24 protein-coding genes are annotated in these 22,239 nt (G+C 63.0%); all 24 read right to left on the bottom strand.

Annotation, left to right across the window (positions count from 1 at the left end; translation table 11 throughout):
* Positions 1 to 47: 47 nt before the first annotated feature.
* Positions 48 to 836: a protein phosphatase CheZ gene (locus PVZ78_RS01485; protein ID WP_009047716.1), complete on the bottom strand. Its 789-nt coding sequence runs from the start codon at positions 834 to 836 to the stop codon at positions 48 to 50.
* 30 nt (positions 837 to 866) lie between these two features.
* The gene (locus tag PVZ78_RS01490) at positions 867 to 1,238 is read right to left on the bottom strand and encodes a chemotaxis response regulator CheY (RefSeq protein WP_003183998.1); all 372 of its coding nucleotides are present in this window, start codon (positions 1,236 to 1,238) and stop codon (positions 867 to 869) included.
* Positions 1,239 to 1,398: 160 nt separating this feature from the next.
* The gene (fliA, locus tag PVZ78_RS01495; protein WP_007922505.1) at positions 1,399 to 2,139 is read right to left on the bottom strand and encodes an RNA polymerase sigma factor FliA; all 741 of its coding nucleotides are present in this window, start codon (positions 2,137 to 2,139) and stop codon (positions 1,399 to 1,401) included.
* On the bottom strand, positions 2,136 to 2,966 hold the full coding sequence (fleN, locus tag PVZ78_RS01500) for a flagellar synthesis regulator FleN (protein WP_007922506.1): 831 nt from the start codon (positions 2,964 to 2,966) through the stop codon (positions 2,136 to 2,138). The genes fliA and fleN overlap by 4 nt, the downstream gene beginning before the upstream one ends.
* 118 nt (positions 2,967 to 3,084) lie before the next feature.
* Positions 3,085 to 4,401 carry a flagellar biosynthesis protein FlhF gene (flhF, locus tag PVZ78_RS01505; RefSeq protein WP_081362346.1) on the bottom strand — a complete coding sequence of 439 codons (1,317 nt, stop codon included), beginning with the start codon at positions 4,399 to 4,401 and terminating at the stop codon, positions 3,085 to 3,087.
* Between the two features lie 11 nt (positions 4,402 to 4,412).
* On the bottom strand, positions 4,413 to 6,542 hold the full coding sequence (flhA, locus tag PVZ78_RS01510) for a flagellar biosynthesis protein FlhA (RefSeq protein ID WP_273828139.1): 2,130 nt from the start codon (positions 6,540 to 6,542) through the stop codon (positions 4,413 to 4,415).
* 238 nt (positions 6,543 to 6,780) lie between these two features.
* A complete protein-coding gene (flhB, locus tag PVZ78_RS01515) occupies positions 6,781 to 7,917 on the bottom strand; it encodes a flagellar biosynthesis protein FlhB (protein WP_009047713.1) in 1,137 nt (378 codons plus the stop codon).
* Between the two features lie 3 nt (positions 7,918 to 7,920).
* Positions 7,921 to 8,703 (bottom strand): flagellar biosynthetic protein FliR, encoded by a 783-nt coding sequence (fliR, locus tag PVZ78_RS01520; protein WP_009047712.1) that lies wholly within the window; start codon positions 8,701 to 8,703, stop codon positions 7,921 to 7,923.
* Between the two features lie 3 nt (positions 8,704 to 8,706).
* Positions 8,707 to 8,976, bottom strand: coding sequence for a flagellar biosynthesis protein FliQ (gene fliQ, locus PVZ78_RS01525; protein WP_003184009.1), 270 nt, complete (start codon positions 8,974 to 8,976; stop codon positions 8,707 to 8,709).
* A 24-nt stretch (positions 8,977 to 9,000) separates the two neighbouring features.
* A complete protein-coding gene (gene fliP, locus PVZ78_RS01530) occupies positions 9,001 to 9,750 on the bottom strand; it encodes a flagellar type III secretion system pore protein FliP (protein ID WP_016702247.1) in 750 nt (249 codons plus the stop codon).
* The gene (gene fliO / locus PVZ78_RS01535; RefSeq protein ID WP_009047710.1) at positions 9,750 to 10,187 is read right to left on the bottom strand and encodes a flagellar biosynthetic protein FliO; all 438 of its coding nucleotides are present in this window, start codon (positions 10,185 to 10,187) and stop codon (positions 9,750 to 9,752) included. Before fliO ends, fliP begins: the two co-directional genes overlap by 1 nt.
* The gene (gene fliN, locus PVZ78_RS01540) at positions 10,188 to 10,655 is read right to left on the bottom strand and encodes a flagellar motor switch protein FliN (RefSeq protein ID WP_009042742.1); all 468 of its coding nucleotides are present in this window, start codon (positions 10,653 to 10,655) and stop codon (positions 10,188 to 10,190) included.
* A 54-nt stretch (positions 10,656 to 10,709) separates the two neighbouring features.
* Complete coding sequence (gene fliM / locus PVZ78_RS01545; RefSeq protein WP_009042741.1) at positions 10,710 to 11,678, bottom strand: flagellar motor switch protein FliM; 969 nt, start codon at positions 11,676 to 11,678, stop codon at positions 10,710 to 10,712.
* A gap of 9 nt (positions 11,679 to 11,687) precedes the next feature.
* Positions 11,688 to 12,191, bottom strand: coding sequence for a flagellar basal body-associated protein FliL (fliL, locus tag PVZ78_RS01550; protein WP_009047709.1), 504 nt, complete (start codon positions 12,189 to 12,191; stop codon positions 11,688 to 11,690).
* A 167-nt stretch (positions 12,192 to 12,358) separates the two neighbouring features.
* Positions 12,359 to 13,723, bottom strand: coding sequence for a flagellar hook-length control protein FliK (locus PVZ78_RS01555; protein WP_273828140.1), 1,365 nt, complete (start codon positions 13,721 to 13,723; stop codon positions 12,359 to 12,361).
* A gap of 110 nt (positions 13,724 to 13,833) precedes the next feature.
* A complete protein-coding gene (locus PVZ78_RS01560) occupies positions 13,834 to 14,178 on the bottom strand; it encodes an Hpt domain-containing protein (protein ID WP_009047707.1) in 345 nt (114 codons plus the stop codon).
* Between the two features lie 30 nt (positions 14,179 to 14,208).
* Entirely contained in the window at positions 14,209 to 15,915 is a 1,707-nt protein-coding gene (locus tag PVZ78_RS01565; RefSeq protein WP_016702252.1) for an ATP-binding SpoIIE family protein phosphatase, read from the bottom strand.
* A 5-nt stretch (positions 15,916 to 15,920) separates the two neighbouring features.
* Positions 15,921 to 16,226 carry an STAS domain-containing protein gene (locus tag PVZ78_RS01570; protein WP_009047705.1) on the bottom strand — a complete coding sequence of 102 codons (306 nt, stop codon included), beginning with the start codon at positions 16,224 to 16,226 and terminating at the stop codon, positions 15,921 to 15,923.
* Positions 16,227 to 16,345: 119 nt separating this feature from the next.
* Entirely contained in the window at positions 16,346 to 16,795 is a 450-nt protein-coding gene (gene fliJ / locus PVZ78_RS01575; RefSeq protein ID WP_009047704.1) for a flagellar export protein FliJ, read from the bottom strand.
* A 6-nt stretch (positions 16,796 to 16,801) separates the two neighbouring features.
* Positions 16,802 to 18,160, bottom strand: a complete 1,359-nt coding sequence (gene fliI, locus PVZ78_RS01580; RefSeq protein ID WP_016702253.1) for a flagellar protein export ATPase FliI — start codon at positions 18,158 to 18,160, stop codon at positions 16,802 to 16,804.
* Positions 18,150 to 18,971, bottom strand: coding sequence for a flagellar assembly protein FliH (gene fliH, locus PVZ78_RS01585; RefSeq protein WP_038631015.1), 822 nt, complete (start codon positions 18,969 to 18,971; stop codon positions 18,150 to 18,152). The genes fliI and fliH overlap by 11 nt, the downstream gene beginning before the upstream one ends.
* 9 nt (positions 18,972 to 18,980) lie before the next feature.
* Positions 18,981 to 20,000 (bottom strand): flagellar motor switch protein FliG, encoded by a 1,020-nt coding sequence (gene fliG, locus PVZ78_RS01590; protein ID WP_007922630.1) that lies wholly within the window; start codon positions 19,998 to 20,000, stop codon positions 18,981 to 18,983.
* A complete protein-coding gene (gene fliF / locus PVZ78_RS01595) occupies positions 19,993 to 21,780 on the bottom strand; it encodes a flagellar basal-body MS-ring/collar protein FliF (protein WP_009047701.1) in 1,788 nt (595 codons plus the stop codon). The genes fliG and fliF overlap by 8 nt, the downstream gene beginning before the upstream one ends.
* 15 nt (positions 21,781 to 21,795) lie before the next feature.
* Positions 21,796 to 22,122 carry a flagellar hook-basal body complex protein FliE gene (fliE, locus tag PVZ78_RS01600; RefSeq protein ID WP_007922633.1) on the bottom strand — a complete coding sequence of 109 codons (327 nt, stop codon included), beginning with the start codon at positions 22,120 to 22,122 and terminating at the stop codon, positions 21,796 to 21,798.
* Between the last annotated feature and the right edge of the window lie 117 nt (positions 22,123 to 22,239).

Here is a 22,239-nt window from a genome sequence, read left to right on the forward strand (position 1 = left end):
GCGCCTTGCGGGGCGGCGGCGCGACCGTCATTAACCGTCGTCACGACCTAAAATCCAAGGCTGGAAAGCAAATCGTCGACATCGTCCTGACCGGATACAACGTCTTCACGTTTATCGGCATGAATCTGCGGACCTTCACCCTTGGCCAGATGTTTTTGCGGATCTTTTTCAGCGAGGATCGATTCACGGTCATGTTCGATGCCGGCAAAACGATCGACCTGGCTGGCCATCAGGACCAGTTTGAGCAGGTTGCTCTCGACTTCGGTGACCAACTGGGTCACGCGCTTGATCACCTGACCGGTCAGGTCCTGGTAGTCCTGCGCCAGCAGAATGTCGTTGAGGTTGCTCGATACCGCGCGCGTCTCTTGCTCGCTGCGGGTCAGGAAACCGTCCACCCGGCGGGCCAGGTCGCGGAATTCGTCAGCGCCCAGTTCGCGGCGCATGAAACGTCCCCAGTCGGCGCTCAGGGCCTGGGCTTCGCTGCTCAGGCCATTGACCAACGGGGTGGCGCTCTCGACCAGATCCATGGTGCGGTTGGCCGCGGCCTCGGTCAGCCTGACCACATAGGACAGGCGCTCGGTGGCATCCGTGATCTGTGAAACTTCCTCGGCTTGCGGCATATGCGGGTCAATCTGGAAATTGACGATGGCGCTATGCAGCTCGCGGGTGAGCTTGCCGACTTCCTGGTACAGGCCGCGGTCACGGGTCTGGTTGAGCTCATGGATCAGTTGCACGGCTTCGCCGAACTTGCCTTTTTCAAGGCTGTCGACCAGTTCGAGTGCGTGTTTTTTCAGGGTCGATTCGAAATCGCCCAATGAAGATTCGTTGTGCTCCATAGCTCCCCCGTGGCGGAATGGTTCCACATCTCAACCGATGCGTTCGAAGATCTTCTCGATCTTTTCTTTCAACGCCTGGGCCGTGAAGGGCTTGACCACATAGCCGTTTACGCCGGCCTGGGCAGCTTCGATGATCTGTTCGCGCTTGGCTTCAGCGGTCACCATGAGTACCGGCAGGTGCTTGAGTTTTTCATCGGCGCGCACATGGCGCAGCAGATCGATACCGGTCATGCCAGGCATGTTCCAGTCCGTTACCAGAAAGTCGATGCTCCCACTGTTGAGGACCGGAATGGCGGTGGTGCCATCGTCAGCCTCGACCGTGTTGGTGAAACCCAGGTCACGCAACAGGTTTTTTATGATCCGCCGCATCGTTGAGAAGTCATCAACGATGAGGATTTTCATGTTCTTGTCCAATTCGACCTCCAAGCAGTCTTAAACGCGTCCAGCACCTGAACGCGCCATTCAATCAATCAGGCAGAGCACTCAACGACTGCATGGAATACACACCGCGAGGCCGGCAACGTCGTGCCAGTCTCGTCCGCAGTGTCCCCCACACTGCCTGTCAGCGCGCTCGCCACTCTCCCAAACGCCCCCGCAAACGGGCCGCGCACTGGCTGTGTAACTGGCTGACCCGCGATTCGCTGACCCCCAGGACCTCACCGATTTCCTTGAGGTTCAGCTCTTCGTCGTAGTACAGCGCCAAGACCAGTCGCTCACGCTCCGGCAAATTGGCAATCGCGTCCGCCAGCGCAGCCTGGAAACGTTCGTCCTCCAGGTCGCGCGACGGCTCGAGATGAGCACTCGCGCCATCCTCATGCAGCCCTTCATGCTCGCCGTCCTGCAACAGGTCGTCGAAGCTGAACAGGCGACTGCCCAAGGTGTCGTTCAAAATCCCGTAATAATCGTCGAGACTCAATTGAAGTTCGGCCGCAACTTCATGATCTTTAGCGTCACGACCGGTTTTAGCTTCAATTGCGCGAATGGCATCGCTCACCATCCGGGTATTGCGATGTACCGAACGCGGCGCCCAGTCACCTTTACGGACCTCATCGAGCATCGCACCACGGATACGGATACCCGCGTACGTCTCGAAACTCGCGCCCTTGCTCGCGTCGTACTTGGTCGACACTTCGAGCAGACCGATCATCCCGGCCTGGATCAGGTCTTCGACCTGGACACTGGCCGGCAGGCGCGCCAGCAGGTGATAGGCAATACGCTTGACCAGGGGCGCATAACGCTCGATCAATTCGTACTGGCTGTCACGTGCCGACTTTTTGTAAAGGTTGTAGCCGCTGGCGCTCATAGCACCGGTCCCGCTGTCTGATGCACTAGCCGCTCGACGAAAAATTCCAGATGTCCACGTGGGTTGGCCGGCAACGGCCAGGTATCGACTTTCTGCGCAATGGCCTTGAACGCCAGCGCGCACTTCGAACGCGGAAACGCTTCATAGACCGCACGCTGCTTTTGCACGGCCTTGCGCACGCATTCGTCGTAAGGCACGGCGCCGACATATTGTAGGGCCACGTCCAGGAAGCGATCCGTGACCTTGGTCAACTTGGCGAACAGGTTGCGGCCTTCCTGCGGGCTCTGCGCCATGTTGGCGAGCACGCGGAAACGGTTCATGCCGTAGTCGCGGTTGAGCAGCTTGATCAGCGCGTAGGCGTCGGTGATCGAGGTCGGCTCGTCGCAGACCACCAGCAGGACTTCCTGAGCGGCGCGGACGAAGCTGACCACCGAGTCGCCGATGCCGGCAGCGGTGTCGATCACCAGCACATCGAGGTTGTCGCCAATGTCGCTGAAGGCCTGGATCAGGCCGGCATGCTGCGCCGGGCTCAGATGAACCATGCTCTGGGTGCCGGACGCCGCCGGCACGATACGGATTCCACCCGGCCCCTGCAGCAGCACATCGCGCAGCTCGCAGCGGCCTTCGATCACGTCGGCGAGGGTCCGTTTGGGGGTCAGCCCCAATAGCACGTCGACGTTAGCCAGACCCAGGTCGGCGTCCAGCAGCATGACGCGCCGGCCGAGCTCCGCTAGGGCCAGGGACAAGTTCACTGACACGTTAGTCTTGCCGACGCCACCTTTGCCGCCGGTCACCGCGATCACCTGTACGGGATGCATGCTGCCCATGTTCGTTCTTTACCTTGTCTTACTTAGACGGGGCCACATAACTGGCTGCGCGTTCACTAACGGAACAATGCCTGGCAGACCATCGATGTAGGTACATTGCAATCTTTTCATGATTCCCTCAGCCAACCCGCTTGGTCGGGTTGTGGTAGAGGTCAGCGAACATGTCAGCCATGGCTTCTTCGCTGGGTTCTTCCTGCATCTGCACGCTCACCGCACGACTGACCAGCTGATGACGGCGTGGCAAGTGCAAATCGTCCGGAATCCGTGGGCCATCGGTCAGATAGGCAACGGGGAGTTCGTGACTGATCGCCAGGCTCAACACCTCACCAAGGCTGGCGGTTTCATCCAGTTTAGTCAGGATGCAGCCGGCCAGCCCGCAACGCTTGTAGCTGTGGTACGCGGCGGTTAGAACCTGTTTCTGGCTGGTGGTTGCCAATACCAGATAATTTTTTGCCCGGATCCCGCGTCCAGCCAGACTTTCCAGCTGCATGCGCAGGGCCGGGTCGCTGGCTTGCAGGCCGGCGGTGTCGATCAGCACCACGCGTTTGCGCAGCAGCGGATCGAGGGCTTGCGCCAGGGATTGGCCCGGATCGACATGGGTCACCGAGACATTGAGGATCCGGCCCAGGGTCTTGAGCTGCTCCTGGGCGCCGATGCGGTAGCTGTCCATGCTCACCAGCGCGATGTTCTGCGCGCCGTACTTGAGCACGTAACGGGCCGCCAGCTTGGCCAGGGTGGTGGTCTTGCCCATGCCGGCGGGGCCGACCATGGCGATCACACCGCCCTCTTCCAATGGCTCGACTTCCGGGGTCACGATCATCCGCGCCAGGTGGGCCAGGAGCATGCGCCAGGCCTGTCGGGGTTCGTCGATTTCAGTGATCAGCGCCAGCAGGTCGCGGGCCAGCGGACCGGACAAACCGATACGCTGCAGGCGCCGCCAGAGGTTGGCCTGCTCGGGCCGGCTGCCTTGCAGCTGGCTCCAGGCCAGGGAACCGAGCTGGACTTCCAGCAGCTCGCGCAGGCCATTGAGTTCAAAACGCATCGAGTCCAGTGCCCGCTGATCGACAGCCGGCGCGGCGGCCACCGGGGCCGGGCGATGGGGCTCGCTGAACGTCGGTTCGATCAGCGGCTCGGCGGCGGTCAGCGGCAGGCCGGCGAACAGCTGGCGATTGGTGCTGCCGTCGCCATCGCCACGCAGGCTCAGTTCGGCCTGGGCGGTGACGATGCGCGACTGAGTCTTGCGCAGTTCGTCCTCGAGCTCCATGTTCGGAACCCGGGGCGCCAGCGCCGACAGCTTGTAATCCAGGGCAGCCGTCAGCTCGACACCGCCGGCGATGCGGCGATTGCCAATGATGGCGGCGTCGGCGCCCAGCTCATCACGAACCAGCTTCATGGCCTGACGCATATCGGCGGCGAAAAAACGCTTAACTTGCATAACCCACTACCTCAGCCGTTGGGCCCTACTGTCGCAACGATGGTCACTTGCTTGTTGTCAGGGATTTCCTGGTAAGCCAACACGTGCAAGCCCGGGACTGCCAGGCGTCCAAACCGCGAGAGCATCGCGCGGACCGGACCGGCTACCAGCAGAATCACCGGTTGACCTTGCATTTCCTGGCGCTGCGCGGCTTCGATCAACGAACGCTGCAGCTTCTCAGCCATGCTTGGCTCCAACAGAACACCCTCTTCCGAGCCTTGTCCTGCCTTCTGCAGACTATTGAGCAAAATCTGTTCCAACCTGGGCTCCAAGGTGATCACAGGCAGCTCGGACTCAGTCCCTACAATGCTTTGCACGATGGCGCGCGACAATCCGACACGCACGGCGGCCACCAAAGCGGCAGTATCTTGACTCTTGACGGCATTGTTCGCGATGGCTTCGGCAATGCTGCGGATATCGCGCACCGGCACCTGTTCGGCCAGCAGCGCCTGCAGCACCTTGAGCAGCTGGGACAACGACAGAACGCCCGGCACCAGTTCCTCCGCCAGCTTCGGCGAGCCCTTGGCCAGCAGTTGCAGGAGCTGCTGGACTTCTTCGTGGCCGATCAGCTCGCTGGAGTGCTTGTACAGAATCTGGTTGAGGTGGGTGGCGACCACGGTACTGGCGTCGACCACGGTGTAGCCCAGCGACTGCGCCTGGGCGCGCTGGCTGATCTCGATCCACACCGCCTCCAGGCCGAAGGCCGGATCTTTGGCGGTGATGCCGTTGAGCGTGCCGTAGACCTGCCCCGGGTTGATCGCCAGCTCGCGATCCGGATAGATCTCGGCCTCGGCCAGGATCACCCCCATCAGCGTCAGCCGGTAAGCGCTGGGCGCCAGGTCGAGGTTGTCGCGAATATGTACGGTCGGCATGAGGAAGCCGAGATCCTGGGACAACTTCTTGCGCACGCCCTTGATCCGCGCCAGCAGCTGCCCACCCTGGTTGCGGTCCACCAAGGGAATCAGGCGATAGCCGACTTCCAGGCCGATCATGTCAATCTGGGTCACGTCATCCCAGCCCAGCTCCTTGGTTTCCATGGCGCGGGCTGGCGAAGGCAGCAGTTCCTGCTGGCGCTTGACCTCTTCCAGCGCCTTGACCTTGACCACGTTCTGGCGCTTCCAGAACAGGTACGCGGCGCCGGCCGCCAGGGCCGCCATGCTCAGGAAGGAAAAGTGCGGCATGCCCGGCACCAGGCCCATCACCGCCATCAGGCCGGCGGCGACGGCCAGGGCCCGGGGCGAGGCGAACATCTGCCGGTTGATCTGCTTGCCCATGTCTTCGGAACCGGAAGCACGGGTCACCATGATCGCGGCCGCGGTGGACAGCAGCAGCGATGGCAATTGCGCCACCAAACCGTCACCGATGGTCAGCAAGGCGTAGACCCGGCCGGCATCGCCGAAGGACATGTGGTGCTGGAAGATACCGACCGCCATGCCGCCAATCAGGTTGATGAACAGGATCAGCAGGCCGGCGATGGCGTCACCGCGGACGAACTTGCTGGCACCGTCCATGGAACCGTAGAACTCGGCCTCCTGGGCCACTTCCTGGCGGCGCGCCTTGGCCTGGGCCTGGTCGATCAGGCCAGCGTTGAGGTCGGCGTCGATAGCCATCTGCTTGCCCGGCATCGCATCGAGGGTGAAACGCGCGCTCACCTCGGAAATCCGCCCGGCGCCCTTGGTCACCACCACGAAGTTGATGATCATCAGGATCGCGAACACCACGATACCGACCACGTAGTTACCGCCGATCACCACCTCGCCGAAGGCCTGGATCACCTTGCCCGCGGCGGCGTGACCGTCCTGGCCGTGGAGCATCACCACCCGTGTGGAGGCCACGTTCAGCGCCAGGCGCAACAGGGTCGCCACCAGCAGGATGGTCGGGAATACCGCGAAATCCAGCGGCCGCAAGGCATACACGCAGACCAGCAGGACGACGATCGACAGGGCGATGTTGAAGGTGAAGAACACGTCCAGCAGGAACGGCGGCACCGGCAGCATCATCATGGCCAACATGACCAGCAGCAACAGCGGCACACCCAGGTTCCCCCGACTGAGGTCAGCCAGGTTAGTGCGAGCCGTACTGATTAACTGAGAGCGATCCACCGGTATTCCCCGTTCCCTTGAAGCAAACTTTTGACGCCTGGAGGCGGCGCAGGGCGGGTATTGCAAGAAGCCTTCCAACTTTGGCCCGGAAGGAAAACTGATTTATGGCGTTGCGCCATCAGTCGTCATAAAAGGCGCTTTCAGCACCATCGCGAGCAAGCTCGCTCCTACAGGCCGGGCGTGAATTCTGTAGGAGCGAGCTTGCTCGCGATAACGTCGGCACAGCCAAACGCCGACCTCAGGAATCGCGCCGCAAATCCGGCGGAATCGGCAGGTCCTTGAGCGGATCGGGACGCTTGCCCTTGCCCGCCCGGTGCTGGCGAATCTGATAGACATACGCCAGCACCTGGGCCACCGCCAGATAGAGCCCGGCGGGGATTTCCTGCTCCAACTCGGTGGAGTAGTAGATCGAACGCGCCAGCGCCGGCGACTCCAGCAGCAGCACTTCGTTGGCCACGGCGATCTCGCGGATCTTCAGCGCCAGGAAATCGCTGCCCTTGGCCAGCAACACCGGCGCCCCGCCCTTCTCGGCGTCGTACTTGAGCGCCACGGCGTAGTGGGTCGGGTTGGTGATGACCACGTCCGCCTCGGGAATCGCCGCCATCATCCGCCGTTGCGACATCTCGCGCTGGACCTGGCGAATCCGCTGCTTGACCTCCGGGCGCCCTTCCTGGTCCTTGTGCTCGTCCCGCACTTCCTGCTTGGTCATCAGCAGCTTCTTGTAGCTCTGGTACAGCTGCACCGGCACGTCCACCGCGGCGATCAGGATCAGCCCGCAGGCCATCCACAAGGTACTCCAGGCCACCACTTGCACGCTGTGGATGATCGCCTGCTCCAGCGGCTCGTGGGCGATCCGCAGCAGGTCGTCGATATCCGAGCGCAGCACCGACAAGGCCACGATCAGGATCACCACGAACTTGGCGAAGGCCTTGAGCAGCTCGATCAGCGAGGTCGGCGACACCATGCGCTTCATGCCGCTGAGCGGGTTCATGCGACTGAACTTGGGCGCCAGGCTCTTGGTTGAAAACAGCCAGCCGCCCAGGGAGATAGGGCCGATGAGCGCCGCCAGCACCAGGGGCAGCAGGATCGGCATCGCGGCGATAATCGCGATCTTGCCCGAATGCAGCAGGTACAGGCCCATGGCGCCGGGGCTGAGCAACACCTCGCGCGGCAGGGAGAAATTCAGGCGCATGATTTCCAGCAGGTCCTGCGCCACCCCCGCGCCGTAGATCAGCAGGCCGGCGGCCCCGATCATGGTGATCGCCAGGGTGTTGAGTTCTTTGGAGCGGGCGATCTCGCCCTTTTCCCGGGAGTCCTTTTTACGTTTCTCCGTGGGGTCTTCTGTCTTGTCCTGACCGCTCTCGCTCTCAGCCATGGTTCACCGCGCCTGCGCCAGGTTGCGCAGCAACTGCAGGGCCTCGACGGCCAGCGGTTGGTACTGGTTGAGAATGTCGCCGAGGCTGACCCAGAAAATCACCAGGCCCAGCACCAGGGTCAGCGGAAAGCCGATGGAGAAGATGTTCAGCTGCGGCGCCGCGCGGGTCATCACGCCAAAGGCGATGTTCACCACCAGCAGCGCGGTGATCGCCGGCAATACCAGCAACAGGGCGGCGCCCAACACCCAGCCGAGCTTGCCGGCGATTTCCCAGAAATGGTTGACCAGCAGCGCGCTGCCCACCGGCAAGGTGGTGAAGCTTTCGGTCAGCACCTCGAAGACCACCAGATGACCGTTCATGCCGAGGAACAGCAAGGTCACCAGCATGGTCAGGAACTGCCCGATCACCGCCGCCGAAACGCCGTTGGTAGGGTCGACCATGGACGCGAAGCCCATGCCCATCTGCGTCGAAATGATCTGCCCGGCGATCACGAAAGCCTGGAAGAACAGCTGCAAGGAAAAGCCGAACAAGGCGCCGATGATGATCTGCTCGGCAATCAGCAGCAGTCCACTGAGATCCAGCGCGTTGACCGCCGGCATGGGCGGCAGGCCCGGCACCAGCACGACGGTGATGGCCAGGGTGAAATACAGGCGGATACGGGTCGGCACCAGGGTCGTACCGAAGACCGGCATGGTCATCAACACGGCGCCGATACGGAACAGCGGCAGCATGAAGCTCGCGACCCAGGTGCTGATCTGCGTATCGGTAAGCGCCAGCAGAGACATGGCTTAGCCGATCAACTGCGGAATACTGCCGTACAACTGCAGGATGTATTCCATGAAGGTTTGCACCAGCCAGGGACCGGCGACGATCAGCGTCACCAGCATCACCAACAGGCGCGGCAGGAAGCTCAGGGTCTGTTCGTTGATCTGGGTAGCGGCCTGGAACATCGCCACCAGCAGGCCCACCAGCAGGCTGGGAATCACCAGGATGGCGACCATCATGGTGGTCAGCCAGAGCGCTTCGCGAAACAGGTCTACTGCGACTTCAGGCGTCATAGCGCGTCACCCGCCAACAAGGTTCTAAACACCACCGAAACTGCCCGCCAGGGTACCGATGATCAGGGCCCAGCCATCGACCAGCACGAACAGCATGATCTTGAACGGCAGGGAAATGATCAGCGGCGACAGCATCATCATGCCCATGGCCATCAGCACACTGGCGACCACCAGGTCGATGATCAGGAACGGAATGAAGATCATGAAGCCGATCTGGAACGCGGTCTTCAGCTCCGAGGTGACGAAGGCCGGTACCAGGATCGTCAGCGGCGCCTGGTCCGGTGTCGCGATGTCGGTGCGCTTGGACAGACGCATGAACAGCTCCAGGTCGCTGCTGCGGGTCTGGGCCAGCATGAAGTCCTTGATCGGCACCTGGGCCTTGGCCACCGCGTCCTGGGCGTTGAGTTTCTCCGCCAGGTACGGCTGCAGGGCATCCTGGTTCACCCGGTCGAACACCGGGGCCATGATGAACATCGTCAGGAACAACGCCATGCCGGTGAGGATCTGGTTCGACGGCGTCTGCTGCAGGCCCAGGGCCTGGCGCAGGATCGAGAACACGATGATGATCCGGGTGAAGCTGGTCATCAGCATGACGAACGCCGGAATGAAGCTCAGCGCGGTCATGATCAGCAGGATCTGCAGGCTGACCGAGTATTCCTGCTGGCCGTCGGCATTGGTGCCGAGGGTGATCGCCGGGATCGACAACGGGTCGGCCGCCAGCGCCAGCGGCGCCGCCAGCATCAGGGCCAACGTCAAGAGGAGGCGCAACGGCATTACTTCTTATCCTTCTGATCCTTGCCCAGCAGCTCCATCAGGCGCTGGGCAAACTCCGGAGTCGCCTGCTCGGTGCTCGGCACCTGCACCGGCTCCTTGAGCACATGCAACGCAGTGATGGTGCCCGGCGTCAGGCCGAGCAGAATCTGTTCGTTGCCGACCTGCACCAGCACCAGCCGGTCCCGCGGGCCAAGCGCCCGCGAGCCGATCAGCTCGATGACCTGCCCCTTGCCGGCCGGTCCGGCCTGCTGCACCCGGCGCAACAGCCAGGCGAGGAAGAAGATCAGCCCCACCACCAGCAACAGGCCCAGCACCAGCTGGGTCAGCTGACCGGCCACGCCGCTGCTGCCAACCACTGGTGCGGCGGTACCGGCCGCGGGCTCGGCGGCCAGCGCCCAGAGCGGCCAGGCCAGGAACAGCGCGAGTGCCTTTCTCACTTAGCGCAGCTTCTTGATGCGTTCGCTCGGGCTGATCACGTCGGTCAAGCGGATGCCGAACTTCTCGTTGACCACTACCACTTCGCCATGGGCGATCAGCGTGCCGTTGACCAGCACGTCCAGCGGCTCGCCGGCCAGGCGATCGAGCTCGATCACCGACCCCTGGTTGAGCTGCAGCAGGTTGCGGATGTTGATGTCGGTGCTGCCGACCTCCATGGAGATCGACACCGGGATGTCCAGGATCACGTCCAGGTTCGGCCCATCGAGGGTCACCGGCTCGTTGTTCTTCGGCACACTGCCGAACTCTTCCATCGGCAGGCGATTGGACGCCGGCGCGCTGGCCGCATCGGCCGCCAGCAAGGCATCGATATCGTCTTGCCCGGCATCGCCGGTTTCCTGCAGGGCGGCCGCCCACTCATCAGCCAGGGCCTGGTCTTCTGCGGAAGTCATTTCGTGTTCGTCAGCCATGTTGTCCTCGGCGGGCAAAAAATCATTAACAAAGCGAATTCATAACAACGCCGCTCAACGGCGCTCGATCGGCTCGATCACTTGCAGGGCCAGGTTGCCCTTGTGCGAACCGAGCTTGACCTTGAACGCCGGTACGCCGTTGGCGCGCATGATCATGTCTTCGGGCAGTTCCACCGGGATCACATCCCCTGGCTGCATGTGCAGGATGTCGCGCAGGCGCAACTGCCGGCGGGCCACGGTGGCGCTCAAGGGCACATCCACGTCCAGCACGTCTTCGCGCAGGGCCTTGCTCCAGCGCTCGTCCTGGTCGTCCAGGTCCGACTGGAAGCCGGCGTCGAGCATTTCCCGCACCGGCTCGATCATCGAGTACGGCATGGTCACGTGCAGGTCGCCGCCACCGCCATCGAGCTCGATGTGGAAGGTCGAGACCACGATCGCTTCGCTCGGGCCGACGATGTTGGCCATGGCCGGGTTCACTTCGGAGTTGATGTACTCGAAGTTGACTTCCATGATCGCCTGCCAGGCTTCCTTCAGGTCGACGAAGGCCTGCTCCAGCACCATGCGCACCACGCGCAATTCGGTCGGGGTGAATTCACGGCCTTCGATCTTGGCGTGACGACCGTCGCCGCCGAAGAAGTTGTCCACCAGCTTGAACACCAGCTTGGCGTCGAGGATGAACAGCGCGGTACCGCGCAGCGGCTTGATCTTCACCAGGTTGAGGCTGGTCGGCACGTACAGCGAGTGCACGTATTCGCCGAACTTCATCACCTGTACGCCGCCCACCGCCACGTCCGCCGAACGGCGCAGCATGTTGAACATGCTGATACGGGTGTAGCGGGCGAAACGCTCGTTGATCATCTCCAGGGTCGGCATGCGTCCGCGGACGATGCGATCCTGGCTGGTCAGGTCGTAGCTTTTGACGCTGCCGGGCTCGGCGGCGTGTTCGGTCTGTACCAGACCGTCATCGACGCCATGCAGCAGCGCGTCGATCTCATCCTGGGACAGCAGGTCCTGCACGGCCATGTCGTGTTCCTACTGCAGTACGAAGTTAGTAAAGAGCAACTGCTCGACCACCACTTTGCCGACCTCTTTCTGGGCCACTTCCTGCACGCTGGCGGTGGCCTTCTGGCGCAGCATTTCCTGGCCGACCGGAGTCGCCAGGGTGTCGAAGCTCTGGCCGGAGAACAGCATGACCAGGTTGTTGCGGATCACCGGCATATGCACTTTCAGCGCGTCCAGATCGGCCTGGTTGCGCGCCAGCATCGTGATGCTCACCTGCATGTAGCGCTGGCGGCCGTTCTGCGTGTAATTGGCCACGAAGGCCGGCGCCATGGGCTCGTAGATGGCCGCCGGCTTGACGCTGCTGGTCGCCTCGGCCGTCTCGGCAGGCTTGCTCTGGGCACTGCTGTGCATGAAGTACCAGGTAGCCCCGACGGACAAACCGATCGCCAGCAACAAGGCCAGAACAATCAAGAGGATAAGCTTGAGTTTGCCTTTCCCGGCGGGGTTTTTCTCTGCTGCTTCGCTCTTCGCCATGCCAATAATCCGTCACTAATCGGGTTTTCACAGTCGCACGGCAAGGCAAGAGCAAGTGTTATGCCAGATTTGTCTGAACCGAAGGGATAGGGCAGCGCAAAGCAAAAGATCGCCAGCCGCGGTACCACGCGACTGGCGATCTTCTGTTCAATGACGCCTGAAGCGGGTCAGGCGTAATAGTCGACGGCGCTGGTGCCAATGACCGTGCTGGTGCTGGCGGCGACTTCGGCGGCGCTCGGCGGCAACTCTTCATCCACGCCATCCAGGCGCCCGCCACTGGCACTGGCGCCATTGCTGCGATGCTGCCCCTGCTGGGCCTGCTCCTGGCCACCCTGCCAGTTGCGCGACTGGTCGGAGACGTTGACGTCCACCTGCCCCATGCCTTGCTGGTGGAACATGTCGCGCAGGCGATGCATCTGCCCTTCGAGGGCTTCGCGCACGCCGACATGGGCACTCATGAAGGTCACCTGGGTCTGCTGGTCCGGCACCATGTTCACGCGGATATCCAGACGCCCCAGCTCGGCCGGCTGCAACTGGATCTCGGCCGACTTGAGATTGACGCTGGACAGGTACATGACCCGGTTGACCACTTCTTCGGTCCAGCCGCTCTGATGCATGGCCAGCGGCTGGTTCACCGGGACGGCGTTGGCGGTCTTGGGCGTGGCCGCCTGGGTCAGGGCCGCCAGGCGGTTGGCGAAATCGTCGACGCGGGTGTCGCTGGCAGCGCTCTTGAGGTCCTTGAGACCGTCATCGAGCAGACCGCTGAAGGCCTTTTCGCCGCCCTGTTCGGTGCTGTCCTTGTCCACCTGCAGGTCCAGCATGTTGGCCATGCCGCTGGCGAAGGTCTGGGCCGAAGTCGGCCCGTCATCGGCCACCACGGTCGGCGCCGCCTTGTTCTGCGCCTGGCTGGAAGCCGAGACATGGCCGCTCTGCTCCATCGCCAGGCGCACTACCGGCAGTGCATCCAGCGGGTCGGCTTCAGGGTCGAATTCCGGATCGACCGGCACTGGCGCCACGCTACTGGCCACCACCGGTACAACCGGCGGCGTCTGCGGCTGCACTGGCGGCTGGGCCGGAACCGGCGTTGCCGCCACTTCCGGCTCGGGCGCCGGCAATGGCACCGGCTGGGCCGCCTGCATCAGCGCCGGATCGAGGGTCGGATCGACCGGCGTGCCGTCGGCCAGCGACTGATCGCTGCTCGCGGCCTGGTCATCGGCAACCTTGTCGTCACTGGCAGTGGCCTTGTCGGCAGGCAAGGTTTTGCCGCTATCGGCAACCGCCGGCTCGGGGGCGGCAGCCTTGCCCTTGCCCGGATCCACCTTGGCAGCAGCTTCGACACCCTTGTCGCGAGCCGGCTTGATGGGGCCGTCGGCGGCCGCTACCGGCTTGCCGAGCGCTTCCTTGGCGAACACCCGGGCAAAGCTTGCGCCTTTATCCCCGGGCTCGGCGGCGCTGGCCTGGGGGGTGGCGGAAGCCGCTTGAGTCTTGGCCTGGGAGGCGGCCTGAAGCAGCATGTTCGGGGTAAGGGGCATGAAAACGGTCTCCGCTGCACTGGGATCGTAGGTACAGTTGAGAGACTTGACTGCAAAGGTCGAGCCAGCTTTGCTGGCTCGCGGGAAAAAGCCTGGGTTGCTACGGTTTTTCAGCAGTGAAAACGCTGGCGTTCCTGCTGGCACAGCTGCCGGACAATGGCGAATTCACCATCGATCTCGCCCACCAGCTGCTCGATACCCCGCAACGACGAGTCCTGGGCACGCTGCTCCAACTGATGACAGAGCTCGGCCAGGCGAATCGCCCCCATATTGCTGCTGCTGCCCTTGAAGCTGTGTGCAGTGGCGACAAGTTGACGGGGGTCGTCGACCTTGTGCAACTGGCGCAAACGCTCTTCGGAGTCGCAGAGGAAGGTGTCGAGCAACAACGGATACTCATCCTCCATGACTTCCTGCAATGCGTTCAGCACCTCGTGATCCAGATGAATTTCAGCCACTTGCTCACTCCTTGATCAAGAATCGGCGAATTATGCCAGAGGCTCCCAGGAAAACTCCACGCAGGCACTACGACCATCGTCAGACCAGCTGGCACGCCGGCTGAGCTGACGGATCAGGCTGACGCCGCGCCCGGACAGACGGTCGCCATCGACGGGCCGCGCCATCACCCGGCCGACATCGAAACCACTGCCACTGTCCTCGACCCGGATCAGCAAACGACCGCCAGCACCTTGAGGCTCCACCTGCAGGTGCACCCGCACAAACCCCTCCTGCAACGCTTCCAGGCGTACCGCGCGCTCCTGGTAATAGCGGGAAAAGCCCTGGGCATCGCGCTTGAGGCTTGAATCCAGGCGCAATACGCCATGCTCCAGGGCGTTGGAATACAACTCGGCCAGCACACTGTAGAGCGCCCCGCTCTGCGCCCGCAGGCCATGCACCTCCAGCAACAGTTGCAGCAGGTAAGGCAGAGGATTGAAGCGCTTGAGGGTGGCGGCGCGATACTCGAAACTCACCGACCAGTCCAGCGGGCAGGACTGACCGCTGTCGGAATACACCAGCGCCGGCGGCGTCAGCTGCCGGGCCTCGAGCAGGCTGACCTCGACCATGCTCACATCGTCCCGCGCATCGCCGCCAAACTCGCTCAGGGCCCGCTGGATCTCCTCGAACAGCAGGTCCGGCTCGCGGTTGGCGGCAAACACCTGCTGCAGGCGCTCGACACCAAACAATTGTTCGTTGGCGTCGCAGGTGTCGATCACCCCATCGGACAACAGGAACACCCTGTCGCCCAGGGCCATGGGAAAGACTTCGGTGCGGTCGTCGAATGCCTCGGCGCCCAGCACCCCCAACGGCAGATGATGGGCCACCAGCGGCACCCGCTCCCCGCTTGCCAGGCGATGCAGGTAGCCATCCGGCATGCCGCCGTTCCACACCTCCACTGCCCGCCGCTGGAAACTCAGGCACAGCAGCGTCGCACAACAGAACATGCCCACCGGCAGGATGCGCTTGAGCTTGGCATTCATCTCGCGCAGGGTTTCCGGCAGCCCGTAACCCTTGGCCGTCATGCCGTAAAACACCTCGGCCAGGGGCATCGCGCCCACGGCCGCCGGCAAGCCGTGGCCAGTGAAATCCCCCAACAGCACATGCATGTCGCCCGTCGGGGTAAAGGCAGCCAGCAGCAAGTCACCGTTGAACAGCGCGTACGGCGATTGCAGGTAGCGGATATTCGGCGCGCTCAGGCATCCGGAATGCGCCACCTTGTCGAACACCGCCTTGGCCACCCGCTGTTCGTTGAGCAGGTAGTCATGGTGCTGGGTGATCTGGTCGCGCTGCTGCAGCACGGTTTCCTGCAGGCGCCGCAAGCGATCCATGGCCTTGATCTTGGCCGCCAGGATCACCGGACTGTAGGGTTTTGCCAGAAAATCGTCGCCGCCGGCTTCGAGGCAGCGCGCCAGCGCCTCGCTCTGGGTGAGCGAGGTCAGGAAAATGATCGGCACCAGCGCTTCGCCAGCCAGGCGCTTGATCTGCCGGGCCGCCTCGAAACCGTCCATCACCGGCATCATCGCGTCCATCAGCACCAGGTGCGGGCGCTGCTGGACGAATAGTTCCACCGCCTCGGCGCCGTTACTCGCCGTCAGCACCTCGTGCCCCTGGCGCCGGACGATGCTCGACAGCAACATGCGGTCGCTCGTGCCGTCTTCGGCGATCAGCACGCACAGGGGTGCCTCGATCGACTGCATGTCGATCAACTGATGTCGAACAGTTTGTCGAAATTGGAAATGGCGAGAATCTTGCGCACGTCCGAGTTGCTGTTGATCACTCGCACGTCGGAATCGTCGCCGCCGGCGTGATCGCGCAGCAACAGCAGCATGCCCAGGGCAGAACTGTCGAGGTAGGTGGCGTCTTTCAGGTCCACCACTATGGATTCGGGCTTTTTGTTGAGGCGCTCGTAGGACTCGCGAAACTCTTGATGTCGGCCAAAATCGAAACGTCCCTTGATCGAAATCGTCAGTTTTTGCCCGTCCGGTGATACTTCAGTAACGACTGACATGATACCGCTTCCTTGTGATTGGCAATCTGTACAAGGTTTAGCACCCCGTACAAGCATGGGCAACCCGAACCGCCGAAGCGTCGCTGACGAGCGCCTGGCGGCGACGAACGGAATGGCGCTCAGTACGGATCCTGGCGCGGCAGGCGCTGGGACAGCTCGTCGAGCAGCTTCTGCTCGCGCTTGTCTTCCAGTTGGCGGGCTTCATCGATGTAGCGCTGCACCAGCTTGCGCAAGCCTTCGACCCGGGCATAGGCCTGCTGCCAGGTTTCCCGGGCGCGGTTGAGATTGTTCTGGTGCCAGGCCAGGCTTTGCCGCTGCTGCCCCACGGCGGTTTCCAGCTGATTGAGGAAGTGCTGGTAGTTCATCAGCCATTGGCCGGAAACCCCGCCGCTGCCCCGCTCGATCCACTGCTGCTGGTATTCGGCACGAAAGCGCTCCAGGTCCCCCAGCTTGCTTTCCGCCAGGCGCACCTGACCCTGGAAATGCCCCAGGCGCTGGGCGGCCGTGCGCTCGGCGCTTTCGGCCATTTCGACCACGGGCGCCAGACGCGCGGCACGGCTGTTGGCCATGGTGGATCAGCCGCCCGGCGCCGGAGCGAAAACCATCTCCAGATGGGCTTCGCTTTCACCCAGGCTGATGCTGTCGTTGAGCCCCTGGCGCAGGTAGGTGACCATCGACGGCTGCAGCGAGATGGCGGTGTCGGTTTCGCGATCGCCGCCCGGTACATAGGCGCCGACGCTGATCAGGTCGCGCGCCTGCTGGTAACGCGACCACAGCTGCTTGAAATACTGGGCGCGGGTCATGTGCTCCGGGGTCACCACCGCCGGCATGACCCGGCTGATGGACGCCTCGATATCGATGGCCGGGTAATGCCCCTCTTCCGCCAGGCGCCGTGACAGCACGATGTGCCCGTCGAGCACGCCACGGGCCGAGTCGGCGATCGGGTCCTGCTGGTCGTCGCCTTCGGACAGCACGGTGTAGAACGCGGTGATCGAGCCGCCACCGGCCTCGGCGTTGCCCGCGCGCTCCACTAGCTTCGGCAGCTTGGCGAAGACCGACGGCGGATAACCCTTGGTCGCGGGCGGCTCGCCGATGGCCAGGGCGATTTCCCGCTGGGCCTGGGCGAAACGAGTCAGGGAATCCATCAACAACAGGACGTTCTTGCCCTTGTCGCGAAAATATTCGGCGATGCGCGTGCAGTACATGGCCGCACGCAGGCGCATCAGCGGCGCATCGTCCGCTGGCGATGCCACCACCACGGAGCGCTTGAGCCCCTCTTCACCGAGAATGTGCTCGATGAATTCTTTAACTTCACGGCCCCGCTCACCGATCAGCCCGACCACGATGATGTCGGCCTCGGTAAAGCGGGTCATCATGCCCAGCAGCACACTCTTGCCCACGCCAGTACCGGCGAACAGGCCAAGACGCTGGCCGCGGCCCACCGTCAATAATCCGTTGATGCAACGAATGCCCACGTCCAGCGGCCGGCTGATGGGGTCGCGCTTGAGCGGGTTGATGGTCGGACCGTCCATCGGCACCCAGTCCTCGGCCTTCATTCCGCCCTTGCCGTCCAGCGCACGGCCGGCGCCGTCGAGAACCCGGCCGAGCATGCTCATGCCCATCGGCAGGCGGCCGGTATGGGCCAGCGGCACGACCCGAGCGCCCGGCGCGATGCCAGTGACACTGCCGACCGGCATCAGGAAGACCTTGCTGCCGGAGAAGCCCATCACCTCGGCCTCGACCTGCACCGGGTGATAGCTGTCGTCGTTGATCACCAGGCAGCGCGTGCCCATGGCCGCCCGCAGGCCTTCGGCCTCCAGGGTCAGGCCGACCATGCGCAGCAGGCGACCTTCGAGAATGGGCTGGTTCGGCAGTTCGGTGGCGTCGGCGTAGCTGCTCAGGCGCTTGCCGAAGCTGGTGCGGTCAAGGCGCATCGGCGGGGTCCTGCGCGAGGTCGACAGGGTCGACATCCGCGGCGGGCTTGCCCGTGGCGACCCCCAGCTCGACGCTCAGGTCCGGTTCGGCGGGATGCAAAGCCTGTTCGTGAAGCTGGTCGGACAGCTTGTCCATGATCTTGGCGATCCGCGTTTCCATGGTCGCGTCGATACGGCTGTGCTCGGTCTCGACCCGGCAACCGCCCGGCAACAGGGCTTCGTCTTCGACGATGCGCCAGCTTTCCTCGTGACGCTCGCGCAGGCTCTTGACCTGGGCGAAGTCCTGCGGATTGACGTACAGGCGCACATTGCCCACGCCCAGCGGCAGCAGCTTGAGGGCTTCGCGCATGACATGCTCGATCTGGCTGGAGTCGATGGCCAGCTCGCGCTGGATCACCTGGCGCGTCATGTGCTGTACCAGGTCGACCAGGGCTTTTTCAATCTGGGTGTCCTGCTCGGCGATCGGCTCGAACAGATTGCCCATCAGCGTTTCCAGCGCCGCCAGCTTGGCGCTCAGGGCCACTTCGGCTTCCTGGCGGACCTTCAGCGTGGTGCTGTGGAAACCTTCCTTTTCGCCCGTGGCGAAGCCTTCGTTATAGGCTTCCTGGCGAATGCTCTCGAGCTCTTCGAGGGTCAGTGGCTGGACTTCTTCCAGCGGCACTTCCTCGATCTCCGCTGGCGGCTCTTCAACCGGTTCCGGCTCGGGCTCGGGGACATGGGGGTCGAAACTGGGCAGCGCCCAGACGTCGAAACCACCGACGTCCCGGGCGCGAATCAGGTCGCTGTGGGATTCATCACTGCTGGACGACATAACGCGACCTTAGATCATTTCTTCGCCGCCCTTCCCGCCGAGAACGATTTCTCCGGCTTCGGCCATACGGCGGGCAATGGTGAGGATTTCCTTCTGCGCGGTTTCCACATCGCTGACGCGCACCGGGCCCTTGGCCTCGAGGTCGTCGCGCAGCAGTTCGGCAGCCCGCTTGGACATGTTCTTGAAGATCTTTTCCTTGACGCCTTCGTCCGAACCCTTGAGGGCCAGGACCAGCACGTCGGAAGACACTTCGCGCAGCAACGCCTGGATACCGCGGTCGTCGACATCGGCAAGGTTGTTGAACACGAACATGAGGTCTTCGATCTGACCGGACAGGTCTTCGTCGACTTCGCGGATCGAGTCCATCAACTGGCCTTCGATCGAGCTGTCGAGGAAGTTCATGATGTCGGCAGCGCGCTTGATACCACCCAGGGTGGTACGCGAGGCGTTGGAGTTACCGGCGAACTGCTTCTCGAGAATCTGGTTGAGTTCCTTCAGGGCAGCCGGCTGCACAGTATTGAGCGAGGAAACCCGCAGAATGATGTCCAGGCGCGCCTTGTGGTCGAAGTTGCCGAGCACTTCGCCCGCCTGGTCCGGATCGAGGTAGGCCACCACGATCGCCTGGATCTGCGGGTGCTCGTAACGGATCACGTCCGCCACGGCGCGCGGCTCCATCCACTTCAGGCTGTCCAGGCCACTGGTGTTGCCGCCCAGCAGGATGCGGTCGATCAGGCCGTTGGCCTTGTCCTCGCCCAGGGCCTGGGTGAGCATCTTGCGCACATAGTCGTCGGAGCCCACGCCCAGGCTGGTCTGGTCGCCGACGATGTCGACGAACTCGCTCATCACCTGCTCGACCTGCTCGCGATGCACGTTGCCCATCTGCGCCATGGCCACGCCCACTCGCTGGACCTCTTTGGGGCCCATGTGGCGCAGCACCTGCGCGGCATCGGTGGAGCCCAGGGACAGCAGCAGAATCGCGGCCTTGTCGACCCGGGTCAGTTTGGCGGTAGCGGCTCGGTTATCACTCATCTGCGTTAATCCACTCTTTCACGACCTGGGCCACGCGACCCGGATCTTCTGCCACCAGACTCTTGATTGCGTTCAACTGTGCGTCATAGCCTTCGCTCGGGCTAGGCAGCAGGATGCTTTGCGGGCCGCCGAGGCTGACGCGATCGTTGGCCAGCTCGCCATCCAGGCCACCCATGCCGCCGAGTTCGACATCGCTGCCGAGACCCGCCAGTTGCTTGCCCTTGCCGCCACCGGTGATGTTGTTGAGCACCGGGCGCAGCACGCCGAACACCAGGACCAGGATAAACAGCACGCCCAGGACCTGCTTCACGATGTCCCAGAACCAGGGCTGCGAGTAGAACGGAATGTCGGCGATCACTTCACCGCGATCGGCCGAGAACGGCACGTTGATCACACTGACGCTGTCGCCACGGCTGGCGTCGAAACCCACGGCGTCCTGCACCAGGCGGGTAAAGCGCGCCAATTCGTCGGCGCTCCAGGGTGCGCGGGTGGTTTCGCCGTTGGCCGCATTGACCTTGACCTGATCGTCCACCACCACCGCCACCGACAGCCGGTTCAGACGACCCTGCTGTTGCTTGGTGTGGCTGATGGAGCGATCCAGCTCGAAGTTCTTGGTGGATTGTTGACGCTTGTCGTTGGGGTACGGCGCCAGCATCGGCTGGCCGGTGGCCGGGTCCATGATCTGCTGGCCGTTGGCGTCCAGCAGCGGCTGGCCTGGCTGCACCATGCCAGCGGCAGCGGTAGAGCCACCGGTAGTCTGAGGCGCGCTGGCCGGCGACGGCGGCTGGTTGCTCAGGGCGCCAGGAACGCCTTGCGGGCCCAGGCTGCTGGAGCGTTGTTCGTTGACCGACTGCTCGCTGCGCAAGGCCGGCTGGTCCGGGTTGAACTGTTCGGAAGTCGACTCGACGGCGCTGAAGTCCACATCGGCGGACACTTCAGCCTTGTAGCGGTCGTTGCCCAGGATCGGCTGCAGGATGTTGTGCACCCGCTGGGTCAGCATGCTTTCCATGCGGCGGCTGTAGTCGAATTGCTTGCCGGCCATGGTCAGTTCGGAGTTTTCCGCCTGGTCGGAGAGCAGGTTGCCCTTCTGGTCGACCACGGTGATCTGCGACTTGCTCAGTTCGGGAACGCTGGTCGCCACCAGATTGACGATGGCCACCACCTGGCCCGGCTCCAGCGAACGACCGGAATACAGCTCGACCAGTACCGAAGCGCTGGGCTTGCGTTCGTCGCGCACGAACACCGAGCTTTTCGGGATCGCCAGGTGCACGCGTGCGCCCTTGACGTTGTTCAGGCTGGAAATGGTCCGCGCCAGTTCGCCTTCCAGGCCGCGACGGTAACGGGTCGCTTCCATGAACTGGCTGGTGCCCAGGCCCTGCTCTTTATCGAGAATCTCGAAACCGATATTGCCGTCGCCCGGGGCCACGCCGGCAGCGGCCAGCTTGAGGCGCGCACGCGGCAGGTCGTCGGCCTTGACCAGCAAGGCGCCGGAATTGGGCTCGACGGTATAGGGAATGTCGGCGGAGGCCAGGGTGTCCATGACCTGCTTGGCGTCCATGCCGGCAAGGCTGCCGTACAACGGACGGTAATCGGGTTGCTGGGACCACAACACCACGGCAAAACCAATCGCCACACTGGCAGCCAGACCGACCATGAGGCCAACCTGACGCAACATGGTCATCTCGGAGAGGTTTTCCAGAAAAGACAACCCGAACAGCGGCGGCTTGCCTTCTGTCGGAGTGGCCTTGGCCGGTACGTTATCGGCGACTGCTTCTGCCATGACTCAATCTCGTCCTTAAACCGGCATCTGCATGATGTCTTGGTACGCCTGAACCAGCTTGTTGCGCACCTGGGTCAACGCCTGGAAGGACACACTGGCCTTCTGCGAGGAGATCATCACGTCAGTCAGGTCGACACCGCTCTTGCCGATCTCGAAGGCGCTGGCCAGCTGGCTGGACGCCTGCTGAGTGTCGTTGACCTTGTTCACCGCCTGCCCAAGCATGTCGGAAAAACTGCTGCCGCTCACCTGCGGCACCGCGGCCGATTTTGGCTGGGCCATGGCGTCCATTTGCATGGCCCGCATGTCCAACATCAACCGATTAAATTCAATACCTTGGCTCATGGTCTACTCTCTCCGACGACCCGCAATTTTTTGACACTCACGCAGCGGTTAGTGAGGTGTTAGCAACAAGGGTGCCAGCTCCGCGGAGACACCGAACAAAAGCCTGCACGGCTTCAG

It is taken from the genome of Pseudomonas sp. SBT1-2, assembly GCF_028640875.1.
In the GTDB taxonomy this organism is placed as follows: Bacteria; Pseudomonadota; Gammaproteobacteria; order Pseudomonadales; family Pseudomonadaceae; genus Aquipseudomonas; species Aquipseudomonas chlororaphis_I.

Bases quoted from the DNA above. Each gene is read 5' to 3' on its own strand.
- PVZ78_RS01485 (WP_009047716.1), bottom strand. From the start codon at position 836: ATGGAGCACAACGAATCTTCATTGGGCGATTTCGAATCGACCCTGAAA.
- PVZ78_RS01490 (WP_003183998.1), bottom strand. From the start codon at position 1,238: ATGAAAATCCTCATCGTTGATGACTTCTCAACGATGCGGCGGATCATA.
- fliA (WP_007922505.1), bottom strand. From the start codon at position 2,139: ATGAGCGCCAGCGGCTACAACCTTTACAAAAAGTCGGCACGTGACAGC.
- fleN (WP_007922506.1), bottom strand. From the start codon at position 2,966: ATGGGCAGCATGCATCCCGTACAGGTGATCGCGGTGACCGGCGGCAAA.
- flhF (WP_081362346.1), bottom strand. From the start codon at position 4,401: ATGCAAGTTAAGCGTTTTTTCGCCGCCGATATGCGTCAGGCCATGAAG.
- flhB (WP_009047713.1), bottom strand. From the start codon at position 7,917: ATGGCTGAGAGCGAGAGCGGTCAGGACAAGACAGAAGACCCCACGGAG.
- fliR (WP_009047712.1), bottom strand. From the start codon at position 8,703: ATGTCTCTGCTGGCGCTTACCGATACGCAGATCAGCACCTGGGTCGCG.
- fliQ (WP_003184009.1), bottom strand. From the start codon at position 8,976: ATGACGCCTGAAGTCGCAGTAGACCTGTTTCGCGAAGCGCTCTGGCTG.
- fliP (WP_016702247.1), bottom strand. From the start codon at position 9,750: ATGCCGTTGCGCCTCCTCTTGACGTTGGCCCTGATGCTGGCGGCGCCG.
- fliN (WP_009042742.1), bottom strand. From the start codon at position 10,655: ATGGCTGACGAACACGAAATGACTTCCGCAGAAGACCAGGCCCTGGCT.
- fliM (WP_009042741.1), bottom strand. From the start codon at position 11,678: ATGGCCGTGCAGGACCTGCTGTCCCAGGATGAGATCGACGCGCTGCTG.
- fliL (WP_009047709.1), bottom strand. From the start codon at position 12,191: ATGGCGAAGAGCGAAGCAGCAGAGAAAAACCCCGCCGGGAAAGGCAAA.
- PVZ78_RS01555 (WP_273828140.1), bottom strand. From the start codon at position 13,723: ATGCCCCTTACCCCGAACATGCTGCTTCAGGCCGCCTCCCAGGCCAAG.
- PVZ78_RS01565 (WP_016702252.1), bottom strand. From the start codon at position 15,915: ATGCAGTCGATCGAGGCACCCCTGTGCGTGCTGATCGCCGAAGACGGC.
- PVZ78_RS01570 (WP_009047705.1), bottom strand. From the start codon at position 16,226: ATGTCAGTCGTTACTGAAGTATCACCGGACGGGCAAAAACTGACGATT.
- fliJ (WP_009047704.1), bottom strand. From the start codon at position 16,795: ATGGCCAACAGCCGTGCCGCGCGTCTGGCGCCCGTGGTCGAAATGGCC.
- fliI (WP_016702253.1), bottom strand. From the start codon at position 18,160: ATGCGCCTTGACCGCACCAGCTTCGGCAAGCGCCTGAGCAGCTACGCC.
- fliH (WP_038631015.1), bottom strand. From the start codon at position 18,971: ATGTCGTCCAGCAGTGATGAATCCCACAGCGACCTGATTCGCGCCCGG.
- fliG (WP_007922630.1), bottom strand. From the start codon at position 20,000: ATGAGTGATAACCGAGCCGCTACCGCCAAACTGACCCGGGTCGACAAG.
- fliF (WP_009047701.1), bottom strand. From the start codon at position 21,780: ATGGCAGAAGCAGTCGCCGATAACGTACCGGCCAAGGCCACTCCGACA.
- fliE (WP_007922633.1), bottom strand. From the start codon at position 22,122: ATGAGCCAAGGTATTGAATTTAATCGGTTGATGTTGGACATGCGGGCC.